The following is a 9,701-nucleotide window of genomic DNA, read 5'->3' on the forward strand; positions in this document are numbered from 1 at the left end:
TCTTGTGCCATTCCGGCACCCAAGCATAGGGGAAGGCCTCCCCTCCCAGATGGCCCCTCAGCGTTCGAAAGAACTCGCCCAGATGAACGCGCAGGACCTTCGGGTCGTGGCACCCGTCCCCGGCGTAAGTGAGCGTCCCCAGACGGTTGAGACGATTCGCGGCGCAGTACCGGCGGAGCCTGCCACGGGCCCGGCGTCCAGCCTCCGCAGCAGCACGGGTCGGGTCGGCAGCCAACCCCTTCGGAACCGGCACCCGCTCGGGCTGGTCCGGGGAGCGGAAACACCCCCCGCCCTCGGCGGCATCAGGGTAAAGGACGAATGACCAGCCCGCGTCCGGGCGGGCGAGGGCGGACAGTGACGAGGATAGCGGCGTGGAAGGCATCGGCGGACCTTGGGGAGACGACTCGGCATGGAATCGCCTAGGCCCCGGCTCACCGCAAGAAAGGACTGTCTGGGAACACGCGGCCTAAGCATCCGGTCTCGCTCCGGATGGGCCCTTCGTGTCGTCTTAACCCAATGAGCATTCCTGGACGCGGGCCTACCACGCTGCTCGACTCCCCAGGAGAGCCACTCGCATTAGTTGTCTATTTTTGGAGTCCTGGGCGGGTTCACCCCAGCGCCTCACTGGACGCATGCTCATCATGGCACACGAACTACAGCGCTGTCATTACCTCTGGATCGACCGTCGCCATCCGTCGTTTGGTCACCGATGTTTCCTTCGGACGGCGGGAAGCGTCCGGGCGAAGGTGGGGTTCAAGCGTCCGCTCCCGCTTCTGGCCCGTCCGGCGGCGAGCCGCCTCGAAACGAGGCCTTCGCCATCCACCGGGACCCTCCCCGACCGCTGGCGTCTACCGTCCCACCGGTTCCCTTCAGTCCCCCCGAGTTATGTTGCTACTTCAAGTGAAGTCGTCGCCACGACTTCGTCGCGGCGACGATTCCAAAGCGCAAGGGTGAACCTTGGGAAACTGCATCAAATGAAAATTGCCATGGGTAAAATCTGCACTGCCGGTCCGGCCACGATCGGCTGGGCGACACCAAGATTCAGATCGCCGTTAGAAACTGAACTGATCAATTGTTCAGCCATCATTGGGCCAGCAACGCCGACCACGGTACGACGAGTGAGATTAATCGAATCTTCCTGAGCCACGATTTTGGTGACCTTTCCGACCACACGGAACTCACCGGCGCGAAGGTACTCACGAGTGTTTCGAGAGTAGAATTCAGAGGCTGCAGTAACGACGGCTTCCAGTCCTCCCTGCGCCTTAAAGAGAAGATCATGAACAGGCGCATTCGAGATATCCGAACTCATACGCTTCATGAGTCTCGCCCCGTCGGAGGAGAATGAGTCGTTCGGTTGGGCTTGCACTGCCTGCGCTGGAACCGAAGCGGCGGCGCGCGTGGCGGGGTTGCCCGAACGTTTGCCCCTGGCGGCCGTAGTGGCGGGTTTCTGGCCTTGGTCCTCATCGGAATTCGCAACATATGGCATCAAAGAATCAAAGAATGCTAAGACGTCTTCGATTGGATTCCCGAGATATTCCCCCGACAGTTCAACCAACTGACCACTTCGCAATTCATTGAGCTGTTCTGGCTGCCCGATATCAGTGACCTGATTGTCGTCCCTCAAGTACTCGTAAAGGAGGTTGAAAAGACTAGCGGAAGTATGATGGCGCTCGGTTTTTGACTCGATGGAGGAGCTGTCTTTACTGCTGTCTCCCCCTTCCGCACCCGCGTCGACTGAGCCTAACGCAAGCAGCCGCGCACGGAGAGCGGCACGGCCTTTCTTGAACTTCTCTTCTGCGCCAGAGACGGTCTGCTTTGTCTGTTCTGATAACCAGACGCCGCCCTCAATATGCGCTAGGAAGCTGAGCATCATCGGCACATCAAGGTACACAGGGTGAGCAAGGCTGTAGCCCGACGTTTCTTCACTCATGGAAAAAACCATAGCGCGGTTAGCCCCCTGGAATGGCAACAGGCGATGGGGTCAGTTTAACGACTGGCGAGGTTGTGGGGGTCGGTGGTGCCTCCGTCCTGCCATTCGGTGGTGTGGTCGGGTTCGCAGGCGTGGGCGGGGCGGGTGCAGCCGGGGAACCTGCAGCCGCCGTCGCGGTGGGCGAGGTAGCGGCGCAGGGCCTGGGGCGGGCGGTAGGCGGTGCGCCCGACCCCGAGCGCGGCCCCGGTGTCCCAGTCGGTGAAGAGCCGGTCCCAGTTCGGGGCCAGTGCCGCGAGCCGGCGGGCCGTGGCCGCGTCGATCGGCCCGTAGCCCTCCAGCTCCGCGGACCCCGACCCCACGGACCCCGACCCCACGGGACCCTCCGATCCCACAAGCCCCTCCGGGCCCGCGGGCTCGTGGGGGCGCTCGGGCCCTTGGGGACCCTGGGGCCTGTCCCCTTCGGTGGGGTCGCAGCCGAGAGCGTCGCAGCCCGTCGCGTCGTCGGGGGCCGGGCCGCCGGCGTGGCTGCTGTGGGGTGGCAGGAGGGTGCGGACGGGGATGGTGAGGGTGATGTGGGGGCGGAAGGGGCCGGGGAAGGCCTCGTCCGGGACGCCCAGGAGCCGGTGCACGAGCGCGTCGGCGCGCAGCTGGGACAGGGTCCGTTCCTCCGCCGCCGCAACGGACGCCGAGGACCCGGCGCCGCCGCCCTCCCCGGCGCTGGCATCGCCGGCGCCTGCGGCGTCCGCCGGGCCGCCGCCACGGCCGCTGGCATCGCCGGGGCGGGGTTTGCCTGGGGTTGGGGTGAGGTGGCTGCGGGCGGTGCGGGCGTCGGCGTCGAGGCCCTGGTAGAGGGCCAGGCCTGCCTCGGCGGGCAGGAACGCGGTCAGGGTGCACATCCCGTCCGGCTCGGGGGCGAACCACACGCCCCGGTCCCGGCCCGCGGCCTCCTTCCGGGACCCGATGCTCTCCGGGTGCTCCCGCTCCCGCAGCCGCCGCAGGGCCGAGCGCAGCTCCGCCGGGGTCCGGCGCCTGCCCGTGCGGGTCACCGCCCGGTCCAGGCCCCGGCGGGCGAACCCGGCCGCGTCCCCGGGCGGCAGGGTCCGGGCCTGGTCCACGATCACCCGGGCGTGCTGGTGGCCGATCCGCCCGGCCCTGAGGGCCTCCAGGACCTCCCGGTGGGTCGAGGCGAGCTCGCCCGCCTCGTTCACCAGCCGCGCCGCGGCCGCCTCCGAGACCCCGGTCGCGGTCGCGGCCTCGGCCACCGCCAGGGCATGGGCCTCGGCCCCGCCGAACCGCACCGGCTGGCATCCCCGGCGCGGGACCGGCTCCTGCCCCAGGGCCTGCTCGAGGCGGCCCAGGGCCTCCAGCTTCGCCGCGGTCGCCCAGGCGATCACCCGCTCCGCGCACTCCACCACCGCCAGCGCCTCCCCCGCCGAGAGCGAGGCCGCCGCCGGCAGGGCCAGGGCCCCGTGCGCCGGAGAGGAGAAGGCATCCTCGAACACCACAAGCGAAACCCCAGGCCCCCCATCCCCCACCGGAGCCACACCCCCCGAGCCGGCGGACGGGCCGCCGGGGGCCCAGCCGCAAGGGGAGAGGCCGTCGGAGGGGGCGCCGTCGTCCCAGCCGCCGGCGGCCTCGGCCCAGCCCTGCGTCCACGGCGCAGGGCAACCCTCCTGCCACCCGTCCGGCAAGTCCGCCGGCAAGGCCGCCGGCCGGTCCTCCGGCAGGCCATGTCCGCCCGCATCCAGTGGTTCGTCCACCGCCCGTCACCCCCTCATCGGCCCGAGAGTCCCGCTCCCCGAAACCCTGATCCGAGCCTACGGACGGCCCCCGACAAAATAAGGCAGCCCCCTCGAACCCGGAGCCCGAAGAACCAGCAGGCACGAGGCGGCCCGGGTCTGATCCGCAGGGGATGCAGAGGCGGCCGATGCGGGGCAGCCAAGGGGACCCCTGAGGGCGGCGGGTGCAGGGGTCCGGTTCAGCAGCCTTCGCCGCGGGGGTTGGCGTTGCAGTCCTCGGCGTAGAGATGCACCTCGGAGCGCCACACCGAGACCTCCCGCGGCCGGGAGGGGACCAAGGCCGTGCCGGCGATCGGCTGCCACGGGCCGCCCTCGACCGAGAACTCCCCGGCGAACACCGTCGCCAGGCCCACCGTGTAGTCCCCGGTCCCCCGGTACACATGGCCCGTGGCCGTCCTCTCCCCCCACCGCTGCTCCGGCAGCGGCCCGCCCGGGGCAGCGCTGGCCAGGGCCGCCCCGTCCCCGTAGTCGAACCGGTGCTCCACCGGGCGCACCCGCACCTCCACCCCCCGGCCCAGGACCGAGACCCGGAACGACTGCTGCGCCGGCTCCGCATACACATTCGTCTCCGCGCCCCGGAGCGTATGCCGCCCCGGCTGCACCCCCAACCCCGCCGGAACGATCGGCAACTCCCGCAACTGCCGCTCCGTCACCACAACCACCGCCCCGCCCGGGCGCTCCGGCGCCTGCCCCGGGTACAGGCACCCCGACTCCAGCCGCTCCGGCTCACCGCCGGGAAGCTGCCGGTACCACTGCACGAGCATCCCACCAGGCTCCCTGCGGCACGCCGCAGCAGCAGCACCGCACACCGGCGAATCCCCCAAACCCGAAGGATCACCCAGACACGCATGCCCATACGAATACCTATACCCATCAACCACACCCTCAGGTAATGGTGGAAATTCAAAATCAAGCCTTCCGCTCGCAGTCCCATTTACCGAGACCGACGTGTCATCGAAATACACGTCGGCCGGTTGGACATAGGTTGGAGAAGCACCAGAGAGCGCGAGCGCAATGACGGCAGCCCCGCTTCGCCCAAACATTACGCCTGCCCTAGTTGGCGCATGACCCAGCGCCCATCGTGGAAGCTTGCGTAGGCAGCCTTTGCGTTTCCGCTGTTTCCTCCCTTACGGGAACTCCTAGGCTCACCTTCAGCGCTGAACACGTACGACGGAGACTCATCGAGGATGAAGTATCCAATTACTTGTCCAAGTGGATCACGAATCATATTTGATTTAAATCCCGAAATGTTCCATGCCGGGCCCTGCGCCCAGCCAGCCGCGTCGGCTATGCGGTCGATATCAGTCGCGTAAGCGGAGCAGACTTTACAGTCGGAGGCAGAGATATGACGAAGTTCGTTGCCAGAACTGGCCTCAAAAGCATAGGTGGCGACATCGAACCAGTACTGAGTGAACGCCTCGAAGCCCTCCGCCGTGTTCTGCTTCGCGACCTCCGGCAGCGCCGGCGGAGGCACATTGCGGGCAGGGCCGCGCGAGCTGGCAGGAGTGGGCCGCGGGTCCGGTGAAGCGGCAGCCGAAGCGCTAGCGGCACTCGGAACAGCAGCCGGGGCAGATGCGGACGCTGATGCTTGCCCGGCTCCTTGAGCACCTGCGTCACTGGGCGCTCCGCATCCGGTCAATATCAACAAGCAGATCAGGAGAAGAGAACAGCGGAAAGGGCGGCGCGGTGCCATGACATCCCCCAGTCAGTGGTCCGGAAACGGTGCCGATATCGACAAGTGATCGATCCGTTTCCGAGACCCTAACAAGGCGAGAGGACACTGAGGTGCGACTACGTAGGTGCCACTATCGACGCGGGGCCTCCGTCAGGCTATCCTGACACCATGGCGAGCACGTCAGAGCATTGGCGCGAAGGACGGAAGGCGTGGGAACGCTTGCGCCTCTGGTTCGGCGAGCCGCCCGGCGCCGCCCGTGAAGGATCTGAGGCACTCGACGCACTGAGCGATGTGGGGCGAATGCGGAACCTGCTCGACCAGGCGGAACTCGCAGCCGTCCGCGCGTCGCGACGACGGGGGTCTTCTTGGGCCGAGATCGCCGCCCGCCTCGGCGTAACCAGACAGTCTGCCTGGGAGCGCTGGCGTGACCTCGACGATGCCACCCCCGCGCCCACCCCCGACACGGCTTTGGCCGAGGAACTGAGAGCAGCGGCGGCCGCGGAATTGGTCAATGAGCGGGAATTCGCCAATGAGCGCCGGAGACGCTCGACCGTCGCGGTACCCAACGTCGTCGGCTTCTCCTTCGCGCAGGCGAGGGAAGTCCTCGCGGACAAGCACCTCGTCCCAATGGCCTCTGACTCCAGCGGCGCCCCTCTTGTGGCGCAGGAGTGGCTGAGCGCAGTGGTGACCGACCAGAGCCCGGAGTCGGGAGCACGGGTCCCCGCCGGGACGAGGGTGACGCTGTGGCTAGGCCGGGGCGGTTCAGCGGGAGTACGGGAACCCCGGCGGCCCAACCCGGACCCGCGCAGCCGCCGGGCCGTGCGCGATGAACGCACGGGCGAAACGCTCCCCTGAGGACCTATCGGCCCACTGCATAGGCGGTCATGCCACGGGGATCGGCGCCAGCCCGCAAAAGACCGGCTTCGGGATCCCTCGCGACGGCGCAGAGGCGGCCGATCTGCCAGTCCCCTGCAACCCCCACACGGTGGCCGCGCCTCCGAAGTCCGTCGACGACGTCCTGCCCCGCCCTCCCTTCAACGAGCGCAACTCCCGGTTGCGCCTCGTGCGGGTAGAAACTCGAGGGAAGATGGACCGAGTGAAAGGCAGGCGCTTCGATAGCCTCCTGCAGCCCCGCTCCCCTGAGTGCAACTTCAAGGAAAAAATGGGGCTGCCACTGGTCTTGCTGATCCCCACCCGGCGAACCGAACGCGAGCACAGCTTCTCCGCCGCGGGTCGCGAGCGACGGCGAGAGGGTAGTGCGAGGACGACGGCCCGGGGCAAGGGTGTTCGGCAGGCCCTCCTCGAGCCACGCCATCTGAAGCCTCGTGCCGAGGGGGAAGCCGAGCTCCGGAATGACCGGCGAACTTGAGAGCCAGCCCCCGCTCGGCATCGCCGAAACCATCATTCCCCAGCGGTCGACGACGTCGAGATGCACGGTGTCCGTCCGCGCCCTCCCATCGGGGTCAGGAAGCGAATTTGCCTCGAGCAGCGCGCGGACCGCGTTTGGCTCGCCCAGCCCGTTCACACCTGCCGCCTCGAACTCTCCGCGGACAGTCAGATCCGGAAGGCGCGGCATACGTCCGCCGGGTGAGCCGGGTCTCACCTCGAGCGATGCCTCGTCCGAGATAAGTCGCGCCCGCTTGGCACCATAATCTGGGGAGAGCAGTTCTTCGAAGGGAACGTCCGGCCCGTCTCCGTACCACGCGTCGCGGTCCGCGAGCGCGAGCTTGGTCGCCTCGAGAATCGTGTGGATGTATCCCTCGGTTCCCGGGGCGAGACGGCCTTCTCCGAATCCCGGGACCGCGTCGAGGATCGTGAGCTGTTGGAGGAATGACGGTCCCTGGCTCCAGAATCCGCACTTGTGGACAGTCCAGCCGCGGAAATCGACGGACACGGTGTCCTCATAATGAGGCCTCCAAGCGGCGAGGTCAGTCGCGGTCAGCAGGCCGGCATGGTCAGTGCCGCTCGAATCCCTGTACGGCGTGCGGCAGAAGGCGTCGATCGCCTTCCCCACGAACCCTTCAGTCCATTCGCGGACGACGGCGGCCACCGCCTCGCGTCGTCCGGCGCCCCTTGCCGAGGCACTCGCCTCAGCTTGGACAAGGCCGCGCCAGGTCGCAGCGAGAGCGGGATTTCGCAGGAGGCTTCCGACGGGATGGGGTACTCCCCCAGGAGCATAGAGAGTGGCCGAACTCGGCCAGTGGCGGACGAAGTGCGGGGCCATCCGCTCCAGGGCGGCAGCAAGCCGCGCGGTCACCGGCACCCCTTCCTCCGCAACTCTCACCGGTGCGTCGACAACATCAGCAAAGCTCAGCGTTCCGTGGTCGGCGAGGAGCGTGAGCCATCCGAGGGTGGCGCCCGGGATCACCGCCGCGAGCAGGCCAGTCCCAGGCACCTGATCGAGGCCGAGATCCCGGAAGGCGGCGACATCGGCCCTTTCCGGTGCCGGTCCCTGTGCGCACAGGACGCGCGGCGGGGAACCTGGCTCGGCGAAGATGAGGGTCAGATCTCCGCCCGGGCCGTTCTGCTGGGGTTCCGCAGCCTGGAGCGCGAGACCTCCTGCGACTGCCGCGTCGACAGCATTGCCGCCCCGCTCGAGCATGGCCATAGCGGCCTGAGCACCAATCCAATGGGTTGCCGAGACCATGCCGAAGGTGCCGGCCAGTTCGGGGCGCGTCGTGAACACCATGGATCCACGCTATGCCCCGGCCACCCATCGCGAGGCTTTGTATACAGCAAGGGGCAACTTTATGGAAAATGGGCTTGCGCAAAGGCCGCCTTGCATGCCAGTGTATACAGAGTGAAGGCCAGTGACCGGGCGTATGCGTCCCTGCGGGAGGACATCGTCGAGTGGCGGCTTGTGCCGGGGACGGTGCTGGGCGAGGTCGAGCAGTCGGAGCGGCTCGGCGTCTCGCGGACTCCCTTGCGGGAGGCGCTCGCGAGGCTTACGGCGGACGGGCTGGCCACGGCGCAGCGGGGGCGCGGCGTCGTCGTGAGCGAACTCTCCCTCGGCCAGCTCGGGGAGCTCTTCGAGCTCCGGGAAGCGCTCGAGTGCAAGGCCGCTGCTCTGGCAGCCCAGCGCGGGGACCCTGCCCGGTTCGCGGACCTGCGGGACCGGCTCGCCGCGGCACCGGCCCTGCTCGCGGACCGCGACCCGCAGCGCCAGGAGTACTACGCGCTCGCGTCCGAGCTGGACGCCGCGGTCGACGAGGCGATCTTGAACACCTACCTCGCCCAGTCGCTGGCCGGGCTCCGGGTGCACCTGGCCAGGGTGCGCAGGCTGGCCCGGGACGACGCGGCGCGGCTGCGGCAGGCCGCCGTCGAGCACGCCACGATCGCCGGGGCGATCGCCGATCGGAACGCTCCGCTGGCCTCGGCCGCGACGGCGGTGCACCTGAGCAACAGCCTTCAGCACATCAGAACGAACTACCCGAAAGAGGCCGCCCATGGTTGAGCTGCACAAGGTCCGCGTCCACCGCAGCGAGGAGAACCTGCCCCGCCAGGGCCAGCTCGCGTACAGGATCGCGCAGGTCGCCGCGGACCCGGTCGAGGTCGCGCCCGAGGTCGCGGAGATGGTCATCAACCGGATCATCGACAACGCATCGGTTGCGATCGCCTCCCTGAACCGGGCCCCGATCGTGGCCGCCCGCGCCCAGGCCCTCGCGCACGCGCCCTCCTCCGGGGGCCGCGGGGCGCTGCTGTACGGGATCGGCGACCGGGTCTCCCCGGAGTGGGCGGCGTGGGCGAACGGGGTCGCGGTGCGGGAGCTGGACTACCACGACACGTTCCTGGCCGCGGAGTACTCCCACCCAGGGGACAACATCCCCCCGATCCTGGCCGTCGCCCAGCACGTGGGCTCCACGGGCCGGGACCTGGTCCGCGGGATCGCGACCGGGTACGAGATCCAGGTCGACCTCGTCAAGGCCATCAGCCTGCATGCGCACAAGATCGACCACGTCGCCCACCTGGGCCCCTCGGCCGCGGCCGGGATCGGGACCCTGCTCGGGCTCGACGTCGAGACCGTCTTCCAGGCCGTCGGCCAGGCCCTGCACACCACGACCGCTACCCGCCAGTCCCGCAAGGGCGAGATCTCCACCTGGAAGGCCTATGCCCCCGCCTTCGCCGGGAAGATGGCCGTGGAGGCCGTGGACCGGGCGATGCGCGGGCAGACCTCCCCCGTGCCGATCTACGAGGGCGAGGACGGGGTCATCGCCTGGCTCCTCGACGGCCCCGACGCCGAGTACGAGGTCCCCCTCCCCGCGCACGGGGAGGCCAAGCGGGCCATCCTGGACACCTA

The 9,701-nt window shown here is 68.5% G+C and carries 8 protein-coding genes and 1 pseudogene; 3 read left to right on the plus strand and 6 right to left on the minus strand.

Annotated elements, in window-relative coordinates; all coding sequences use genetic code 11:
• Positions 1-19 precede the first annotated feature (19 nt).
• From LK10_RS23120 to LK10_RS23030, 5 genes and pseudogenes are all read right to left on the minus strand, one after another.
• Positions 20-382, minus strand: a pseudogene (locus LK10_RS23120) (hypothetical protein); the annotation flags it as partial.
• Between the two features lie 588 nt (positions 383-970).
• Positions 971-1,930: a DUF6414 family protein gene (locus LK10_RS10405; RefSeq protein WP_156144123.1), complete on the minus strand. Its 960-nt coding sequence runs from the start codon at positions 1,928-1,930 to the stop codon at positions 971-973.
• Positions 1,931-1,986: 56 nt separating this feature from the next.
• On the minus strand, positions 1,987-3,690 hold the full coding sequence (locus LK10_RS10410) for an HNH endonuclease signature motif containing protein (protein ID WP_043123204.1): 1,704 nt from the start codon (positions 3,688-3,690) through the stop codon (positions 1,987-1,989).
• 218 nt (positions 3,691-3,908) lie between these two features.
• The gene (locus LK10_RS10415; protein WP_081998441.1) at positions 3,909-4,493 is read right to left on the minus strand and encodes a hypothetical protein; all 585 of its coding nucleotides are present in this window, start codon (positions 4,491-4,493) and stop codon (positions 3,909-3,911) included.
• Between the two features lie 278 nt (positions 4,494-4,771).
• Positions 4,772-5,422 (minus strand): DUF6318 family protein, encoded by a 651-nt coding sequence (locus LK10_RS23030; RefSeq protein WP_408021452.1) that lies wholly within the window; start codon positions 5,420-5,422, stop codon positions 4,772-4,774.
• Between the two features lie 150 nt (positions 5,423-5,572).
• Here LK10_RS23030 and LK10_RS10420 point away from each other — a divergent pair, with 150 nt between their 5' ends.
• A complete protein-coding gene (locus LK10_RS10420) occupies positions 5,573-6,259 on the plus strand; it encodes a PASTA domain-containing protein (RefSeq protein WP_043123206.1) in 687 nt (228 codons plus the stop codon).
• A gap of 4 nt (positions 6,260-6,263) precedes the next feature.
• On the opposite strand, the gene LK10_RS10425 is transcribed toward LK10_RS10420, so the two are convergent.
• A complete protein-coding gene (locus LK10_RS10425) occupies positions 6,264-8,093 on the minus strand; it encodes a gamma-glutamyltransferase family protein (protein ID WP_231567716.1) in 1,830 nt (609 codons plus the stop codon).
• Between the two features lie 111 nt (positions 8,094-8,204).
• On the opposite strand from LK10_RS10425, the gene LK10_RS10430 reads away from it, so the two are divergent.
• Positions 8,205-8,858: a GntR family transcriptional regulator gene (locus tag LK10_RS10430; protein ID WP_043123325.1), complete on the plus strand. Its 654-nt coding sequence runs from the start codon at positions 8,205-8,207 to the stop codon at positions 8,856-8,858.
• Positions 8,851-9,701: MmgE/PrpD family protein (locus LK10_RS10435; RefSeq protein WP_043123209.1), on the plus strand; the 851-nt coding region annotated here is incomplete at its 3' end. The genes LK10_RS10430 and LK10_RS10435, both read left to right, overlap by 8 nt.

The sequence above is a fragment of the Sinomonas humi genome, assembly GCF_000802235.1.
GTDB classification, from domain to species: Bacteria; Actinomycetota; Actinomycetes; order Actinomycetales; family Micrococcaceae; genus Sinomonas; species Sinomonas humi.

What these genes read in the sequence shown, in the direction of transcription:
- LK10_RS10405 (WP_156144123.1), bottom strand. Translation starts at nt 1,930, where the DNA reads ATGAGTGAAGAAACGTCGGGCTACAGCCTTGCTCACCCTGTGTACCTT.
- LK10_RS10415 (WP_081998441.1), bottom strand. Translation starts at nt 4,493, where the DNA reads ATGCTCGTGCAGTGGTACCGGCAGCTTCCCGGCGGTGAGCCGGAGCGG.
- LK10_RS23030 (WP_408021452.1), bottom strand. Translation starts at nt 5,422, where the DNA reads ATGGCACCGCGCCGCCCTTTCCGCTGTTCTCTTCTCCTGATCTGCTTG.
- LK10_RS10420 (WP_043123206.1), top strand. Translation starts at nt 5,573, where the DNA reads ATGGCGAGCACGTCAGAGCATTGGCGCGAAGGACGGAAGGCGTGGGAA.
- LK10_RS10425 (WP_231567716.1), bottom strand. Translation starts at nt 8,093, where the DNA reads ATGGTGTTCACGACGCGCCCCGAACTGGCCGGCACCTTCGGCATGGTC.